The sequence below is a fragment of the Pseudomonas sp. S2_C03 genome (assembly GCF_054668405.1).
This window is the reverse complement of sequence record NZ_CP162766.1, coordinates 217,846-233,415: the sequence shown is the minus strand read 5'-3', so window position 1 is coordinate 233,415 and position 15,570 is coordinate 217,846. Positions and strand designations below refer to the sequence as shown.

Sequence of the window (15,570 nt, the reverse complement as noted above, 5' to 3'; positions counted from 1 at the left end):
CTGTGAGCTGAAAGTTACAAGCTGCAAGTAAAAAGCGATCCTGCTCTTACTTGTAGCTTGCCGCTTGCAGCTCGCCGCTGCTGTATTAATTCAAATGTTCGACACGAATCCGGACCACCGGCCCAACCACGCCCTGAAGCGCTTCCAGTGCCTGGATGGCATCGTTGATGTGCTGCTCCAACACGCGGTGGGTCAGCAGGATCATCGGCACCAGGCCGTCATGCTCTTCGACTTCCTTCTGCATGATCGATTCGATGTTGATACCACGCTCCGACAGGATGCTCGCCACCTGGGCCAATACGCCCGGGTGATCCTTGGCCTGAATGCGCAGGTAGTAGGCGCTTTCGCAGGCTTCGATCGGCAGGATCGGGTGGGCCGACAGCGAATCCGGCTGGAAAGCCAGGTGCGGCACACGGTTTTCCGGATCGGAGGTCATGGCGCGAACCACGTCCACCAGGTCCGCAATCACCGACGAAGCGGTCGGCTCCATACCGGCGCCAGCGCCGTAGAACAGGGTCGACCCGGCAGCGTCACCGTTGACCATCACCGCGTTCATCACGCCGTTGACGTTGGCGATCAAACGATCAGCCGGGATCAACGTCGGGTGCACACGCAGCTCGATACCGGCCGCGGTGCTGCGCGCCACACCCAGGTGCTTGATGCGATAGCCCAGCGCTTCGGCGTAGTTCACGTCGGCGGTGGTCAGCTTGGTGATGCCTTCGGTGTAGGCCTTGTCGAATTGCAGCGGGATACCGAACGCGATGGATGCCAGGATCGTCAGTTTGTGCGCCGCATCGATACCTTCCACGTCGAAGGTCGGATCCGCTTCGGCGTAACCCAATGCCTGGGCCTCGACCAGCACGTCTTCGAAGGTACGACCCTTCTCGCGCATTTCCGTCAGGATGAAGTTACCGGTGCCGTTGATGATGCCCGCCACCCAGTTGATGCGGTTGGCGGACAGGCCCTCACGGATCGCCTTGATCACCGGAATACCACCGGCCACGGCGGCTTCGAACGCAACGATCACGCCCTTTTCACGCGCCTTGGCAAAAATCTCATTACCGTGAACAGCGATAAGCGCCTTGTTCGCGGTGACCACATGCTTGCCATTCTCGATGGCCTTGAGTACCAGCTCGCGGGCAACGGTATAGCCGCCCATCAGCTCTATGACGATGTCGATCTCTGGGTTCGTGGCCACATCGAAGACATCGGTGGTAATCGCAATACCGGTCGTTTGGAACTGAGGCTTTGGCGTGCGAATGGCAATTTGTGCCACTTCGATCCCACGCCCGGCACGGCGAGCAATTTCCTCGGCGTTGCGCTGAAGTACGTTGAAGGTTCCGCCACCGACGGTCCCTAACCCACAGATGCCTACTTTGACCGGTTTCACTGTGAACTCCCCATAAAACGGCCGACACGAGGCCGGCCGTGAAAACAGCCGCAGGTTCGCGGCTCTCTATTGATGGCCCGGCAATGCTGCCGCCGGGCCATGATCGCCAGGGCTTGCCCTGACGATGCGAAATTACTTCGCGCCCAGCGCCAGTTTGGCAACTTGGGGCGCAGGCTGGTAGCCCGGAATGACCTGACCGTCGGCCAAAACGATGGCCGGCGTGCCGTTCACACCAATCGACTGGCCGAGGGCGAACTGCTTGGAAACCGGGTTATCGCACTTGGCGGCCTTGATTTCCTTGCCATCGACCATTTTGTCCATGGCCGCTTTTTTGTCTTTCGAACACCAGACCGCTTGCAACTGCTCGTCACCTGGCGAACCCAGGCCCTGGCGCGGGAACGCGACGTAGCGCACTTCGATGCCGCGCTTGTTCAGCTCAGGCACTTCGGCATGCAGTTTATGGCAGTACGGACAGGTGGTGTCGGTGAACACGGTGATGTGCGATTTGGTTTCGCCAATGGCCGGGTAGACCACGGTTTCAGCCACCGGAATGTCGTTGATCAGCTTGGAGATGCCCACGCGCTCGGCCTTCTCGGTCAGGTTGACCGGCTTGCCGCCCTTGAGATCGAACATGTAGCCCTGCACCACGTATTGGCCGTCGGCGCTGGCGTAGAGCACGCGACTGCCCTTGAGCTTGACTTCGTACAGGCCGGGCAACGGGCTGGCGGAGATGCTTTCTACCGGCACCTCAAGTTGAAGATTTTCGAGACTTTTACGGATGGCTTTGTCAGCCGCGTCATCGGCGACGGCAAAGGTGCTGACCAACGCAATGGCTGCGGCGGCGATAATCTGGGTCAGACGCATGAGAACTCCTGAGGGCGGACAAATGGGACGATCAGAACGCCCGTGCCGAAACACCGGGTCATAATCGCCCATCGTGCAAACCGGCAAAGCCTACCACAGTAAGGCTCGTGGGGCCGAATGCCGGTGATGCAAGGTGTTGGTGCGCGAGGGTACGGGTGGGACTGCCGACTGTGGGAGCAAGCCCGCTCCCACAGGGGATCAGCGCTCACCCGCGCGGATGGTGCTTGGCATGCAAATCCTGCAACCGCGCCCGGGCGACGTGGGTGTAGATCTGCGTGGTCGACAGGTCGCTGTGACCCAATAGCATCTGCACCACCCGCAGGTCCGCGCCGTGGTTGAGCAAATGCGTGGCGAAGGCATGACGCAAGGTGTGCGGTGACAGCGATTTGCCGATCCCGGCGACCTTGGCCTGATGCTTGATGCGGTGCCAGAACGTCTGCCGGGTCATCTGCTCGCCGCGCTGGCTGGGAAACAGCACGTCGCTGGGACGCCCGCCGAGCAACTCGCCACGGCCATCGCGCATGTAACGCTCGACCCAGACAATCGCTTCCTCGCCCATGGGCACCAGTCGTTCCTTGCTACCTTTGCCCATGACTCGCAGCACGCCCTGGCGCAGGTTGACCTGCTCCAGCGTCAGGCTGATCAGCTCTGTCACCCGCAAACCACAGGCGTAAAGCACTTCGAGCATGGCGCGATCACGCTGGCCGATGGCTTCGCTCAGGTCCGGCGCCTTTAATAGCGCTTCAACGTCCGCTTCCGAGAGGGACTTGGGCAACGGTCTGCCCAACTGTGGCATATCCACGCGCAGGGTTGGATCGACGGCGATCAACTTTTCCCGCAGCAAATAGCGATAGAAACCCCGCAAACCGGAGAGAAAGCGGGCGGTAGAGCGCGGCTTATAGTTTTGTTCAAGGCGCCAGGCCAGGTGATCGAGGATCAACTCACGACCGGCATTGATCAACTCAAGGTCCCTGTCCTGCAACCAGCCATTGAACAGCGCCAGATCGCTGCGATAGGCGTCACGGGTGTTGTCGGAAAGACCTTTCTCCAGCCACAACGCATCGAGAAACTGGTCTATCAGTGGATGATCGATGGCTGGCATAAAAACTCGGCGGCAGGTCGGCCTGAAAAGATAAATCGCGGGCAACAAAAAAGCAGCCCGTAGGCTGCTTTTTTCTGCATCGGAAGCTGGACTTAAGCCAGTTTTTCCTTGATGCGAGCTGCTTTACCCGACAGGTCGCGCAGGTAGTACAGCTTGGCTTTACGTACGTCACCGCGACGCTTGACAGCCATGCTGTCGATCTGCGGGCTGTAGGTCTGGAAAGTACGCTCTACGCCAACACCGTTGGAGATTTTACGAACGGTGAATGCACTGTTGACGCCGCGGTTACGCTTGGCGATAACAACACCTTCGAACGCTTGCAGACGCGAACGGTCGCCTTCCTTTACTTTTACCTGAACGACAATGGTGTCGCCCGGGGCAAAGGTAGGGATCTCTTTGGTCATCTGCTCTGCTTCGAGTGCAAGGATGATTTTGTTAGTCATGCTGTGCTCCTAAGGTAAATCGTCGGATTTACCATCGATACGTTGTTAACTATCGTCCCGCTCGCGGAGATATTCCTCGAGCAGCTTCTTCTCTTCTCCAGAAAGCGAGCGGCTTTCCAGAAGATCGGCGCGTCGTTCATAGGTCCGACCAAGGGACTGCTGTAAACGCCAACGCCGGATGTGCGCGTGATTGCCACTTAGCAACACGTCGGGAACACGCTGATCCGCATACACCTCAGGTCGGGTGTAGTGCGGGCAATCCAGCAAACCATCCGTAAAGGAATCTTCCTCGGCGGAGTCCGCATGCCCTAAAGCTCCAGGCAGCAGTCGTGTAACCGCATCGATCAGGACCATCGCCGGCAGCTCGCCGCCAGACAGTACATAGTCGCCAATCGACCACTCTTCATCGACATGAGCCTCAATAAAACGCTCGTCGATGCCTTCATAGCGACCGGCAATCAGGATCAATCCATCCAGATTCGCCAACTCGCGGACCGCCGACTGAGTCAGTTGACGGCCTTGGGGGGACAGGTAAATCACCTTCGCCGCCTCCCCGGCCGCTGCCTTGGCCTGAACCAGAGCATCTTCCAGGGGCTTGATCTTCATCACCATGCCCGGACCACCGCCAAATGGGCGATCATCCACAGTGTGATGTCGATCCGTCGTGTAGTCCCGCGGATTCCAACAGGTGAGCTGCAAGAGCCCCTGTTTCACCGCCCGACTGGTGATGCCGTACTCGCTGATGGCGGAAAACATCTCGGGAAACAAACTGATCACTTCTACGCGCAAGTTAGCCACGCTTAGAAATCCGCATCCCATTCCACCTTCATCTCGCCTGCACCCAGGTCGATGGCCAACACGCATTGCTCGGTATACGGCAACAGGCGTTCGCGATCATCCAGGCTGCCAGCGCAAGGCTTGACCACCATTACATCATTGGCGCCGGTTTCCAGAAGATGATCGACCTTACCGAGCAATTGCCCCAGTTGATCGATGACCTTCAGACCTTCCAGCTGGTACCAGTAGTACTCGCCGTCGGTCAATTCAGGGAACAGGTTACGCGGCACGCAGATCTCATAACCGGCCAGAAGACGTGCTTCTTCTCGATCATCAAGGCCCTTGAGCTTCGCGACCAGGAACTTGTCGTTCCCGCGTCCACTGACCAGCTCTACCTGTTTCACACTGCCTTCGCGCTTGAGCGTCCAGGTTTTGTACTGCAACAGGTTTTCTGTTGGATCAGTAAAGGAATACACCTTCACTTCGCCGCGAACGCCGTGAACAGAATAAATCTTGCCGATAACGATCAAATCATCAGCAATGGCTGGCGTCGCGTTCATATTGCTCAGGCCGCAGCCTTAGCAGCGTCCTTCAGCAACTGAGCAACACGCTCAGAAGGTTGTGCACCAACGCTCAGCCAGTAGGCAACGCGCTCTTGGTTCACGGACAGACGGACTTCCTGACCACGAGCAACAGGGTTGAAGAAACCAACCTGTTCCTTGTGCGAACCGTCGCGCGGGTTGCGGCTGTCGGTTACGGTCAGGTGGTAAAACGGGCGCTTTTTGGAGCCGCCAAGGGCAAGACGGATTGTTAGCATGTGAACATCGTTCCTGTAGTCGGTGCTGCAAATCTAAAGGCACAGCGGGCATGGGTGCCCGAAAGGCCGCATATTCTAAGGAATATCCGGACTTTTGCAAATGACTTTTTCCGGCGGCCTATCGGACGCCATGCAGATTTGCTATAGAGCCGTCGTTGAAAACGGCCTGTCGGCTCCCGCCAAGTGCGGGTTTACCGTTTGTCCCACATTTCTGTGGATCAGCGCCGACATGACTGCCGGCGCGAATTCTTTACATTTTTGGCATGCCGCCGCCGGGCAACATGCCGCCCATGCCGCGCATCATCTTGGCCATCCCACCTTTTGCAGAAAACTTCTTCATCATCTTCTGCATCTGCTTGTGCTGCTTGATCAAGCGACCGATGTCCTGCACCTGAGTGCCGGAACCCATGGCGATGCGGCGCTTGCGCGAACCGCTGATCAGCTCGGGGTCGCGGCGCTCGGCCGGGGTCATGGAGTTGATGATGGCTTCCATCTGCTTGAATTGCTTCTCGGCCGCCGTCTGGGCGTTGCCCATCTGCGCCAGGTTGACGCCACCGATGCTGGGCAGTTTGTCCATGAGGCCGCCGAGGCCGCCCATGTTCTTCATCTGTTGCAGCTGATCGCGGAAGTCTTCGAGGTCGAAGCCCTTGCCCTTCTTCAGTTTCTTGGCCAGTTTGTCGGCCTTGTCCTTGTCGAGAGTGGCTTCCGCCTGCTCGATCAGACTGAGCACGTCCCCCATGCCGAGGATGCGCGACGCGATACGCTCAGGGTGGAACGGCTCGAGCGCTTCGCTCTTCTCGCCCATACCGATGAACTTGATCGGCTTGCCGGTGATGGAGCGCACCGACAGCGCCGCACCGCCACGGGCATCGCCGTCGACCTTGGTCAGGATCACACCGGTCAGCGGCAATGCATCGCCGAAGGCCTTGGCCGTGTTGGCGGCATCCTGGCCAGTCATCGCGTCGACCACGAACAGGGTCTCGACCGGATTGACCGCCGCATGCAGGGCCTTGATCTCGCCCATCATCTCTTCGTCGATGTGCAGGCGACCGGCGGTATCGACGATGACCACGTCGATGAATTTCAGCTTGGCTTCTTTAATAGCAGCCTGGGCGATTTCGACTGGCTTCTGGCTCAGGTCTGACGGGAAGAACGTCACGCCGATGTCGTTGGCCAGGGTTTCCAGTTGCTTGATTGCCGCCGGACGGTAAACGTCCGCGGATACCACCATCACCGACTTTTTCTTGCGCTCTTTGAGGAAGCGCGCGAGTTTGCCGGCCGTTGTGGTTTTACCGGCACCCTGCAAACCAGCCATTAATACGATGGCAGGCGGGACGGCACTCAGGTTGAGGTCTTCGTTGGCCGCGCCCATCAGGCTTTCGAGTTCGGCCTGGACGATCTTCACGAAGGCCTGGCCCGGCGTCAGGCTGCGCGACACCTCGGTGCCGACAGCACGCTCCTTGACCGAATTGACGAAGTCCTTCACCACCGGCAAGGCAACGTCGGCTTCGAGCAACGCCATGCGCACTTCGCGCAGGGTGTCTTTAATGTTGTCCTCGGTCAGCTTGGCCTTGCCGGTGACATGGCGCAGCGTCTGCGAGAGACGGTCAGTTAGGTTTTCAAACATTGCGCGATCCTTTCAGGCCCTGTACAGACCGGGATAATGGCGGCCCAGAGCGGGAAAAACAGGTGCTCGATGAGCCTGCGGCGTGGGCAGGTCGCGGATTATAGCGAAGACTGCGTCTGGCGCACACCTCGCACTTTCGTGCCGTAGGGGTTCTATGCCAAACTCAGCGCCTTTCGGGCTTGCCTAACAGGACTTATGCTCCCCTTGTCACCCAGTTTGCTCACTACACTCGCCGCCGCCTGCTTGTATGCCGCTGCGACTATCTATCAGGGCACTCGCCTGGCCTCCGGCGCCAAGGCGAACAAGCGGCTGCTGGTCACGCTCGGCGTGCTGGCGGTCCTGGCTCACAGCGCCAGCCTGTTCACTCACCTGTTGACGCCAATCGGCCTGGGCCTGGACTTTTTCAGCGCCGCGAGCCTGATCGCAGCCGCCGTCATTGCCTTGACCCTGCTGGCATGCTCACGCATTCCGGTGGAAAACCTGCTGATATTGCTGTTCCCCCTGGGCGCAGCGACGGTGCTGCTCGCGCAGTTCGCTCCCGCCGGCACGGTACAAATCATCGACGAAGAGCCAGGCATTCTCGCGCACATCCTGTTGTCGATCCTGGCCTACGGCATGTTCACCATCGCGGTGTTCCAAGCCTTGCTGCTGCTGGTTCAGGACCATCAGCTCAAGCACAAGCATCCGTCCGGGTTGATCAAGAATTTCCCACCGCTGCAAACCATGGAAAGCCTGCTGTTCGGCTTCCTGTGGGCCGGCTGGACCTTGTTATCGCTGTCGCTGATTTCGGGGTGGCTGTTCGTCGAGAACCTGTTCGCCCAACACCTGGTGCACAAAACCCTGCTGGCGTGCCTGGCCTGGGTCGTGTTCAGCGTGCTGCTCTGGGGTCGCAATCGCCTCGGCTGGCGCGGGCACAAGGCGATTCGCTGGACCCTGGCCGGCTTCTGCCTGCTGATGCTGGCGTATTTCGGCAGCAAGCTGGTCCGTGAATACATCCTGCACATCTGACAGGCGGCATTAATGGACGACTTGCCCATAGGACCGATGCTCGCCGTAGTGGCCCTGCTGATTTTATGGTCGGGCCTCTTTACCGCCATCGAAGCCGCGCAACAGCATCTGCTGGCCCAGCGAACCGCATCGCGCTCCAGCGACAAGCCGGTGGCGAAACTGAGTTTCCCGCTGCCCAGCCTGATCCTCTGCAACACCCTGTGCCGGGCGCTGGTGGTGGTCATCAGCACCCTGCTGGCGATTTTCACCTGGGCCGAAAACGGCCCATGGGCCGCCTGCCTCGCCGCGACCGCGGTCCTGCTGGTATTCGCCGACTACCTGCCTCGCACCCTTGCGGCGCGCTATCCGGACGCGATCCTTTCCGTGGGCAATACCCTGCTGGGTGTACCTCTGAAAATCATCTACCCTTCTGCCTGGCTGCTCAATGGCCTCAGTCAGTTGCTGACGCGACCGTTCGCGCGCAAAGCCAAGGTGGTGCAGCAGAGCGACGACGAAACACCGCAAGATCGCCACGATGACCAGGAAAGCCCGGTATGTCGCCCGCACCCGCTGCCGGGTATCCATGCACTGGACAATATTACGGTCAACGACATTCTGGTGCCACGCAGTGATGTCGACGGCATCAACCTGGACGACTCCATCGAAGAAATCATCGAGCAGCTGCGCGCCAACCGGCGCACGCGCCTGCCTGTGTTCCACAGTGACATCAATCAGGTCGAGGCAGTCCTTAACACCCGGCAGATCCGCCACCTGCTGCCCGAAGGCAATCTGACCCGCGAAGCACTGCTGGCGGCCTGTCACGAGCCCTACTTCGTCCCCGAGAGCACGCCACTGCAGCTGCAATTGCTGAATTTCCACAAGCAGCAACGGCGCCTGGGCATGGTGGTGGACGAGTACGGCGAAGTGCTCGGCATCGTCACCCTGGAAGACATTCTCGAAGAAATCGTCGGCGAGTTCGAAAGCCAGCACAGCCTGGATAACCCGCACATCCACCCCCAAGCCGACGGGCGCCTGGTGGTTGATGGCGCCGCGTCGATCCGTGAGCTGAACAAAAGCCTCGGCTGGCACCTGCCCAGCGACGGCCCAAAGACACTCAACGGTCTGGTCACCGAAGCGCTGGAGACCATCCCGGACAGCCCAGTGTGTCTGAAAATCGGGCGTTATCGCCTGGAGATCCTTGAAACAGAAGACAACCGCGTGACCCGCGTCCTGATCTGGCACACCAGCGCCGCTCCCGTCACTCTGTAACCCTCGCAGAATCCGACCTTTCCCACGCCGGTTTGTCCTTGTTCAATCGTTAGCCGACTTCCTATAATCGAGCCACGCTTACCCAAGCCCCGCCTTACCCGTGCTACCCGCACCCTGTTGCAAACCCACATCCCTGGGTGTTCGAACATAATAATTCGCTCCACTGGAGCACATGACTGTCAGGGACTTCTGCATGACGACCAGCACGACTTTTAGCGAAACCACGCCTGAACAATCGGCAAACTCCGCCACCCGCGTGGCCACTGCCAGCTTCATTGGCACCGCCATCGAGTTCTATGATTTCTATGTGTATGCCACGGCCGCCGCGCTTGTGATCGGTCCGGTATTCTTCCCGCAGACCTCCGGCACCGCACAGATGCTCTCGGCGTTCCTGACCTTTGGCATCGCGTTCCTGGCGCGTCCGTTGGGTTCGGCGCTGTTTGGGCACTTTGGTGACCGCATCGGGCGCAAGTCGACGCTCGTCGCCTCGCTGCTGCTGATGGGCGTCTGTACCACGCTGATCGGCGTGCTGCCCGGTTACGACAGCATTGGTGCGTGGGCGCCGATCCTGCTGTGTGTGCTGCGTTTTGGCCAAGGGCTGGGACTGGGCGGCGAATGGGGCGGTGCCGCGCTGCTGGCGACAGAAAATGCTCCCAAGGGCAAACGCGCCTGGTTCGGCATGTTTCCGCAACTGGGGCCTTCGATTGGCTTCCTGGCTGCCAACGGCCTGTTCCTGACGTTGGCGATGGTTCTGAATGACGAGCAATTCCGTTCGTGGGGCTGGCGCATTCCATTCCTCCTCAGCGCCGCGCTGGTGATGGTCGGCCTGTACGTACGCCTGAAACTGCACGAAACCCCGGTGTTCGCCAATGCCATGGCGCGCCAGGAGCGAGTGAAGATGCCAGTGATCGAGCTGTTCAGCCAGTACTGGGTGCCCGTATTGCTCGGGGCCGGTGCGATGGTGGTGTGCTACGCGCTGTTCTACATCTCAACCGTGTTTTCCCTGAGTTACGGCGTATCGACGCTGGGCTACACCCGCGAAACCTTCCTCGGCCTGCTGTGCTTTGCCGTACTGTTCATGGCCGCCGCCACCCCGCTGTCGGCCTGGGCCAGCGACCGTTATGGGCGCAAGCCGAGCCTGATCCTCGGCGGTGTGCTGGCGATCCTCTCGGGCTTTTTGATGGAGCCGCTGCTGACCCAGGGCTCGACCTGGGGCGTGGCACTGTTCCTTTGCATTGAGCTGTTTCTGATGGGCGTCACGTTCGCCCCAATGGGCGCGCTGCTGCCGGAACTGTTTCCAACCCACGTGCGCTACACCGGCGCATCAGCGGCCTACAACCTGGGCGGCATCGTCGGCGCCTCGGCGGCACCGTTCTTCGCACAGAAGCTGGTGGCGATGGGCGGTCTGAGTTATGTCGGCGGATACGTGTCAGGTGCAGCGGTGCTAAGCCTGCTGGCGGTGCTGTGCCTTAAGGAGACACGGCATAACGATTTGAATCGGGTGGACTGAAGTACCCGCCATCGCGGTGTACACAAAACCTCTGTAGGAGCGAGCTTGCTCGCGATGCGGTATGTCAGTCGACATCAACTTTTCTGACACACCGCATCGCGAGCAAGCTCGCTCCTACAGGTTTAGCGGTTAGAGCTCTACTTTGACGGCCTGGGACGCACGGGTCGCCTTGGCGCGTGCCGCTTCGATCGACTCATCCCGCGCCAGGGTCACGCCCATGCGGCGCTGGCCATTCACTTCAGGCTTGCCGAACAGACGCAGCGCCGTGTCCGGTTCGCTCAAGGCCGCGCCGAGGTTGGCGAAAGCGGTCTGGGTCGACTGGCCTTCCACCAGGATCACCGCCGAAGCCGACGAGCCGAACTGACGGATCAACGGAATCGGCAGGCCCAGAATGGCGCGCGCGTGCAGGGCAAACTGCGACAGGTCCTGGGAAATCAGGGTCACCAGACCGGTGTCGTGTGGACGCGGCGACACTTCGCTGAACCACACCTGATCGCCTTTGATGAACAGCTCGACGCCAAACATGCCGCGACCGCCCAGGGCTTCGGTGACAGCTTTGGCAACGCGTTCGGATTCGGCCAGGGCCACCGGGCTCATGGCCTGTGGCTGCCAGGATTCCTGATAATCGCCCTTCTCCTGACGGTGACCGACTGGCGCGCAGAACGTGGTGCCACCGACGTGACGCACGGTCAGCAACGTAATTTCGTAGTCGAAATCGATGAAGCCTTCGATGATTACCCGGCCTTTACCGGCGCGACCGCCTTCCTGCGCATAATCCCAGGCAGCCTTGACGTCAGCGGTGCTGCGCAACAGGCTCTGGCCCTTGCCCGAGGAGCTCATGACCGGCTTGACCACGCAGGGGAAACCCAGGTCTTCGACGGCCTTGCTGTAGTCCTCGAAGGTGTCGGCAAAGTGATACGGCGAGGTCGGCAGGTCCAGTTCCTCGGCGGCCAGGCGACGGATACCTTCGCGGTTCATGGTCAGTTGCGCCGCGCGTGCGGTCGGGACCACGGTGAAACCTTCGGCCTCCAGTTCGACCAGGGTCGCAGTGGCAATGGCTTCGATTTCCGGCACGATGAAGTGCGGTTTCTCGGCTTCGATCACTGCACGCAGGGCCGCACCGTCGAGCATGTTGATCACGTGGCTGCGATGGGCAACCTGCATGGCCGGGGCGTCGGCATAGCGATCCACGGCAATCACTTCAACGCCCAGGCGTTGCAGCTCGATCACCACTTCCTTGCCCAACTCACCACAGCCACACATCAATACGCGGGTCGCGGTTGGCGACAATGGAGTTCCGATACGGGTCATCTCAGGTCCTCAAAGAAGCGGATCATCGAAGAAGGCGCCAGTTGCGCTTTCCAAGGGAAGAAAGCGCGGCATTTTACATGAACCGCAGGGTTTGGCTTCAGCCGGCGACAGCCTGTTTGCGCATGCGCCAGGCCATGATCAGCCAGACCACCGTCACACCGGCGAACTTCGAACCCATGGCAGTCAGGATCACGGGGGCGGTGAAGGCGTCGATCATGCCGAAGAAGATGAACGTATCGAGGGGAATGCTCAGCGCCGAACTTATCCACAGGCGGTCGTGCAGCGGGCGTTTGGTGATGGTGAACACCAGCCAGTCGATGCACTCCGAGACGGCGAACGCCGTGGCGCTGGCCAGGGCAATGGCGGGGTCGGAGGTGACATAGGACAGCACCAGCGCCACCAGCATGGCCAGGATCGCGCCATGACCAAAGCGGATCTGCACCATGTCACGCAGCACGAACACCAGCCCGCCCCAGGCAGACCAGATGATGTCCAGGTGCGGCGCCGACGAGAAGGCGCAGTTGATCAGCACGACGCTGCTGATGTAGGCGATCAGGAAGAGCATTTGAGGTTGGGGTATCGGGAACGGGTTGTGCAGGTTACTTGAGAGCGGGGGTTGGGGCCAAGTGATGGAGTGGCAGTGAGGGCCTCATCGTCGGAACGCCGCCCGGAGCCAGCCCGCTCCCACAGTGGATCGGGTTGAAACAGATTTTGTGTGCAGCCAAAGACCTTGTGGGAGCGGGCTTGCCCGCGATAGGGCCGCATATCCACCATTGAAGTCGACTGGCATACCACTCAAGCAGCAGCTACTTGGCCTTGTTGCCCACCATCCACAGCACCCCGCTCGCCTTCGCTCGCTCATGACACAACCCCAATACTCGGCGCCGCTCGTCGTTTTCCATGCGGCTCCAGCCGGTAATTTCCTGCACCGTGCGCTGGCAGCCGATGCAGATGTCATCGTCGTCCAGCGCACAGATGCTCACGCAGGGCGACAGCACCGGGCGTTCAGGGGTGGTCATTGTTCCTGCTCGACCAGGTCACGGGCATAGCGCTGGGCGTTATGCACGTAGTGGGCAGCGCTGGCTTCGAGCATTTTTTTCTGCGCTTCTGTCAGTTCGCGCACGACCTTGCCCGGCGACCCCATGACCAGCGAGCCATCGGGGATTTCCTTGCCTTCGCCAATCAGCGAGTTGGCGCCGATGATGCAGTTCTTGCCGATCTTCGCGCCGTTGAGAATCACCGCGTTGATGCCGATCAGGCTGTAATCGCCGACCGTGCAACCGTGCAGCATGGCGTTATGGCCGACGGTGACCCCCGTGCCCAAGGTCAGCGGGTAGCCCATGTCGGTGTGCATCACCGTGCCGTCCTGGACGTTGCTGTTTTTGCCGATCAGGATCAATTCGTTGTCGCCACGCAGCACCGCGTTGAACCAGACGTTGGCCCCCTCTTCCAGCTTGACCTTGCCCACCAGCACGGCATTGGGGGCAACCCAGCTCTGTGGATGGGTTTCGACGCGGGCGTCGCCCAGGCGGTATTTCATGGTGATGTCCTCAGGGCGCTGACTGGCCATACGAGCGTGGCTTCAGGTATTGATGAAACTCTTGGGCGGACGATGCAGGCTGATACGGGCGTCGTAGAGCAGGTTGATCAATTCGACGATCATGATCGCCGTCAAACCCCAGATCTTGTATTCGCCGTAGCGATAGCTCGGCACATACCAACTGCGCCCCTGGTAATCGATGCGATGGGTATGTTCACGGGGGTCCGCGCGAAAAAACTCCAGGGGCACGCTGAACACGGCAGCAATCTCGGCATCGTTGGCCTGGTACTCGACGAAATCCGGGATCACGCCCACATAAGGCGTGACCTTGATGCCGTGCAACGAGATCAATGGGCTCAACGGGCCGATCACCTCAACCAGCCCCGGTGGCAAGCCGATCTCTTCTTCAGCCTCGCGCAGGGCGGTGAAAACCAGGTCCGGGTCTTCGGGGTCGCGTCTTCCGCCGGGAAAGGCCACTTCGCCACCATGGGTCGAGAGCCCGCTGGCACGCAGGGTCAACACCAGTTCCGGCTCATCGCTGCGAGTGATGGGCACCAGGACTGCAGCCTCGGGGAAACGCTTGTCGGTTTCCAGTGTTCGGGGCGTGTGATTGCTTACTCGATGCAGTAGCTCGTCCAGCATGAGTCTTCTCGATTCGTTCTCTGCCTTGCATGATGCACCAATCGCATCGACCGCCCAACCCCCGGACGGTCGCGTGTCGCTAAACGACAACTTGCCGACAGCCACCGACGCACGCCAAGATGCACGGCACGATGCCCAACCCAATAGCCGCGGCCCCAGGAACCCCAGCATGAAATTTTGCAGTCAGTGCGGCAACCCGGTCACCCAGCGCATTCCCGAAGGCGACTCACGCCTGCGGTATGTCTGCGACAGCTGCCAGACCATCCACTACCAGAACCCCAATATCGTTGCCGGCTGCGTGCCGACCTGGGGTTCCAAAGTGTTGTTGTGCCGGCGTGCGATCGAGCCACGCCTGGGCTACTGGACCCTGCCCGCCGGTTTCATGGAGAACGGGGAGACCATCGAGCAGGCGGCCATTCGCGAAACCGCCGAAGAAGCCTGCGCGCGCGTGCGCAACCTGAGCATCTATACCTTGATCGATGTGCCGCACATCAGCCAGGTGCACGTATTCTTCCGCGCAGAGCTCGTCGACCTGGATTTTGCCGCCGGCCCCGAAAGCCTGGAAGTGGCACTTTTCGACGAAGCCGAGATTCCGTGGTCGGAGCTGGCTTTCCGCACGGTGGGCCGTACCTTAGAATGCTTCTTCGCTGACCGGCGGACCGAGGTGTACCCCGTACGGTCGGAATCGATCCCGCCGCTGGCCCAGCCTGCGATTACCTGAAAACAGTCATCACTAAAATATCTGCGTCACTTCTGGGGAATTGTTTCAATGCGTTGGTTGCTTGCTGTGTTCTGTCTGTCGCTCGCTGCGGTGACCCAGGCTTCCGCCGTGGGCACCTACAACGGCAAAGTCATCGAGAAAGTTCTGGTTCTCAAATCCGCCCACCAGTTGCAATTGATCAACGACGGCAAGCCGCTCAAGACCTATCGCATTTCCCTGGGCAAGGGGGCAAAAAAAGGCCCCAAATTGATCGAAGGCGACAAACGCACGCCAGAAGGTTTCTATTGGCTGGACTGGCGCAAGACCAGCGACAAGTTTTACCTGTCGATGCACATTTCCTACCCCAACATCACCGACTCGGCCCGCGCCCGGCGTGAAGGCGTAGAACCCGGCGGGATGATCATGATCCACGGCACGCCGGATTCGGAAGATAACCCGGAACAGCTGTTCCACACTCTGGACTGGACCGACGGCTGTATCGCCTTGCGCAACGTCGACATGCGCGAAGTGTGGAACCTGGTGCCGGACGGCACGATGATCGAGATCCGCCCGTAAATTTCCAGTTTTATG

General features: G+C 60.0%; 18 protein-coding genes. 5 read left to right on the top strand and 13 right to left on the bottom strand.

Annotation, left to right across the window (positions count from 1 at the left end):
• Positions 1-85: 85 nt before the first annotated feature.
• From AB4N64_RS01130 to ffh, 8 genes are all read right to left on the bottom strand, one after another.
• Complete coding sequence (locus tag AB4N64_RS01130) at positions 86-1,390, bottom strand: homoserine dehydrogenase (protein ID WP_460121242.1); 1,305 nt, start codon at positions 1,388-1,390, stop codon at positions 86-88.
• Positions 1,391-1,522: 132 nt separating this feature from the next.
• On the bottom strand, positions 1,523-2,254 hold the full coding sequence (gene dsbC / locus AB4N64_RS01125) for a bifunctional protein-disulfide isomerase/oxidoreductase DsbC (RefSeq protein ID WP_460121240.1): 732 nt from the start codon (positions 2,252-2,254) through the stop codon (positions 1,523-1,525).
• 205 nt (positions 2,255-2,459) lie between these two features.
• Entirely contained in the window at positions 2,460-3,356 is an 897-nt protein-coding gene (xerD, locus tag AB4N64_RS01120) for a site-specific tyrosine recombinase XerD (RefSeq protein ID WP_460121238.1), read from the bottom strand.
• A gap of 92 nt (positions 3,357-3,448) precedes the next feature.
• Entirely contained in the window at positions 3,449-3,799 is a 351-nt protein-coding gene (gene rplS, locus AB4N64_RS01115) for a 50S ribosomal protein L19 (protein WP_003175895.1), read from the bottom strand.
• 45 nt (positions 3,800-3,844) lie between these two features.
• The gene (trmD, locus tag AB4N64_RS01110; RefSeq protein ID WP_460121236.1) at positions 3,845-4,618 is read right to left on the bottom strand and encodes a tRNA (guanosine(37)-N1)-methyltransferase TrmD; all 774 of its coding nucleotides are present in this window, start codon (positions 4,616-4,618) and stop codon (positions 3,845-3,847) included.
• Positions 4,600-5,136: a ribosome maturation factor RimM gene (rimM, locus tag AB4N64_RS01105; protein WP_460121234.1), complete on the bottom strand. Its 537-nt coding sequence runs from the start codon at positions 5,134-5,136 to the stop codon at positions 4,600-4,602. The genes trmD and rimM overlap by 19 nt, the downstream gene beginning before the upstream one ends.
• Positions 5,137-5,141: 5 nt before the next feature.
• Positions 5,142-5,393, bottom strand: a complete 252-nt coding sequence (rpsP, locus tag AB4N64_RS01100; RefSeq protein ID WP_007944872.1) for a 30S ribosomal protein S16 — start codon at positions 5,391-5,393, stop codon at positions 5,142-5,144.
• A gap of 250 nt (positions 5,394-5,643) precedes the next feature.
• Positions 5,644-7,020: a signal recognition particle protein gene (gene ffh / locus AB4N64_RS01095; protein ID WP_460121232.1), complete on the bottom strand. Its 1,377-nt coding sequence runs from the start codon at positions 7,018-7,020 to the stop codon at positions 5,644-5,646.
• A 195-nt stretch (positions 7,021-7,215) separates the two neighbouring features.
• Between ffh and AB4N64_RS01090 the strand changes: the two genes are divergently transcribed.
• The 3 genes from AB4N64_RS01090 to AB4N64_RS01080 all read left to right on the top strand — a co-directional run bounded on the left by AB4N64_RS01090 (position 7,216) and on the right by AB4N64_RS01080 (position 10,786).
• On the top strand, positions 7,216-8,028 hold the full coding sequence (locus AB4N64_RS01090) for a cytochrome C assembly family protein (protein ID WP_460121230.1): 813 nt from the start codon (positions 7,216-7,218) through the stop codon (positions 8,026-8,028).
• A gap of 12 nt (positions 8,029-8,040) precedes the next feature.
• Positions 8,041-9,276 (top strand): HlyC/CorC family transporter, encoded by a 1,236-nt coding sequence (locus AB4N64_RS01085; protein ID WP_460121228.1) that lies wholly within the window; start codon positions 8,041-8,043, stop codon positions 9,274-9,276.
• Positions 9,277-9,469: 193 nt separating this feature from the next.
• A complete protein-coding gene (locus AB4N64_RS01080) occupies positions 9,470-10,786 on the top strand; it encodes an MFS transporter (RefSeq protein WP_460121226.1) in 1,317 nt (438 codons plus the stop codon).
• Between the two features lie 129 nt (positions 10,787-10,915).
• Here AB4N64_RS01080 and purT read toward each other — a convergent pair whose 3' ends face one another.
• The 5 genes from purT to AB4N64_RS01055 all read right to left on the bottom strand — a co-directional run bounded on the left by purT (position 10,916) and on the right by AB4N64_RS01055 (position 14,279).
• Complete coding sequence (gene purT, locus AB4N64_RS01075; protein ID WP_460121224.1) at positions 10,916-12,097, bottom strand: formate-dependent phosphoribosylglycinamide formyltransferase; 1,182 nt, start codon at positions 12,095-12,097, stop codon at positions 10,916-10,918.
• Between the two features lie 97 nt (positions 12,098-12,194).
• Positions 12,195-12,662 (bottom strand): preQ0 transporter, encoded by a 468-nt coding sequence (locus AB4N64_RS01070; protein ID WP_460121223.1) that lies wholly within the window; start codon positions 12,660-12,662, stop codon positions 12,195-12,197.
• A gap of 241 nt (positions 12,663-12,903) precedes the next feature.
• On the bottom strand, positions 12,904-13,116 hold the full coding sequence (locus tag AB4N64_RS01065; protein ID WP_460121221.1) for a DUF1289 domain-containing protein: 213 nt from the start codon (positions 13,114-13,116) through the stop codon (positions 12,904-12,906).
• Positions 13,113-13,637 carry a gamma carbonic anhydrase family protein gene (locus tag AB4N64_RS01060; RefSeq protein ID WP_460121219.1) on the bottom strand — a complete coding sequence of 175 codons (525 nt, stop codon included), beginning with the start codon at positions 13,635-13,637 and terminating at the stop codon, positions 13,113-13,115. Before AB4N64_RS01060 ends, AB4N64_RS01065 begins: the two co-directional genes overlap by 4 nt.
• Before the next feature lie 42 nt (positions 13,638-13,679).
• The gene (locus AB4N64_RS01055) at positions 13,680-14,279 is read right to left on the bottom strand and encodes a CoA pyrophosphatase (RefSeq protein ID WP_460121217.1); all 600 of its coding nucleotides are present in this window, start codon (positions 14,277-14,279) and stop codon (positions 13,680-13,682) included.
• A 169-nt stretch (positions 14,280-14,448) separates the two neighbouring features.
• Between AB4N64_RS01055 and AB4N64_RS01050 the strand changes: the two genes are divergently transcribed.
• Positions 14,449-15,000, top strand: coding sequence for an NUDIX hydrolase (locus AB4N64_RS01050; protein WP_460121215.1), 552 nt, complete (start codon positions 14,449-14,451; stop codon positions 14,998-15,000).
• 48 nt (positions 15,001-15,048) lie between these two features.
• Positions 15,049-15,555 carry a L,D-transpeptidase family protein gene (locus tag AB4N64_RS01045; RefSeq protein ID WP_460121213.1) on the top strand — a complete coding sequence of 169 codons (507 nt, stop codon included), beginning with the start codon at positions 15,049-15,051 and terminating at the stop codon, positions 15,553-15,555.
• The last annotated feature ends 15 nt before the right edge of the window (positions 15,556-15,570 follow it).

Excerpts from the sequence above, each read along its gene's own strand:
- dsbC (WP_460121240.1), bottom strand. The coding sequence starts at position 2,254 with ATGCGTCTGACCCAGATTATCGCCGCCGCAGCCATTGCGTTGGTCAGC.
- xerD (WP_460121238.1), bottom strand. The coding sequence starts at position 3,356 with ATGCCAGCCATCGATCATCCACTGATAGACCAGTTTCTCGATGCGTTG.
- rplS (WP_003175895.1), bottom strand. The coding sequence starts at position 3,799 with ATGACTAACAAAATCATCCTTGCACTCGAAGCAGAGCAGATGACCAAA.
- trmD (WP_460121236.1), bottom strand. The coding sequence starts at position 4,618 with ATGGGATGCGGATTTCTAAGCGTGGCTAACTTGCGCGTAGAAGTGATC.
- rimM (WP_460121234.1), bottom strand. The coding sequence starts at position 5,136 with ATGAACGCGACGCCAGCCATTGCTGATGATTTGATCGTTATCGGCAAG.
- rpsP (WP_007944872.1), bottom strand. The coding sequence starts at position 5,393 with ATGCTAACAATCCGTCTTGCCCTTGGCGGCTCCAAAAAGCGCCCGTTT.
- ffh (WP_460121232.1), bottom strand. The coding sequence starts at position 7,020 with ATGTTTGAAAACCTAACTGACCGTCTCTCGCAGACGCTGCGCCATGTC.
- AB4N64_RS01090 (WP_460121230.1), top strand. The coding sequence starts at position 7,216 with ATGCTCCCCTTGTCACCCAGTTTGCTCACTACACTCGCCGCCGCCTGC.
- AB4N64_RS01085 (WP_460121228.1), top strand. The coding sequence starts at position 8,041 with ATGGACGACTTGCCCATAGGACCGATGCTCGCCGTAGTGGCCCTGCTG.
- AB4N64_RS01080 (WP_460121226.1), top strand. The coding sequence starts at position 9,470 with ATGACGACCAGCACGACTTTTAGCGAAACCACGCCTGAACAATCGGCA.
- purT (WP_460121224.1), bottom strand. The coding sequence starts at position 12,097 with ATGACCCGTATCGGAACTCCATTGTCGCCAACCGCGACCCGCGTATTG.
- AB4N64_RS01070 (WP_460121223.1), bottom strand. The coding sequence starts at position 12,662 with ATGCTCTTCCTGATCGCCTACATCAGCAGCGTCGTGCTGATCAACTGC.
- AB4N64_RS01065 (WP_460121221.1), bottom strand. The coding sequence starts at position 13,116 with ATGACCACCCCTGAACGCCCGGTGCTGTCGCCCTGCGTGAGCATCTGT.
- AB4N64_RS01060 (WP_460121219.1), bottom strand. The coding sequence starts at position 13,637 with ATGAAATACCGCCTGGGCGACGCCCGCGTCGAAACCCATCCACAGAGC.
- AB4N64_RS01055 (WP_460121217.1), bottom strand. The coding sequence starts at position 14,279 with ATGCTGGACGAGCTACTGCATCGAGTAAGCAATCACACGCCCCGAACA.
- AB4N64_RS01050 (WP_460121215.1), top strand. The coding sequence starts at position 14,449 with ATGAAATTTTGCAGTCAGTGCGGCAACCCGGTCACCCAGCGCATTCCC.
- AB4N64_RS01045 (WP_460121213.1), top strand. The coding sequence starts at position 15,049 with ATGCGTTGGTTGCTTGCTGTGTTCTGTCTGTCGCTCGCTGCGGTGACC.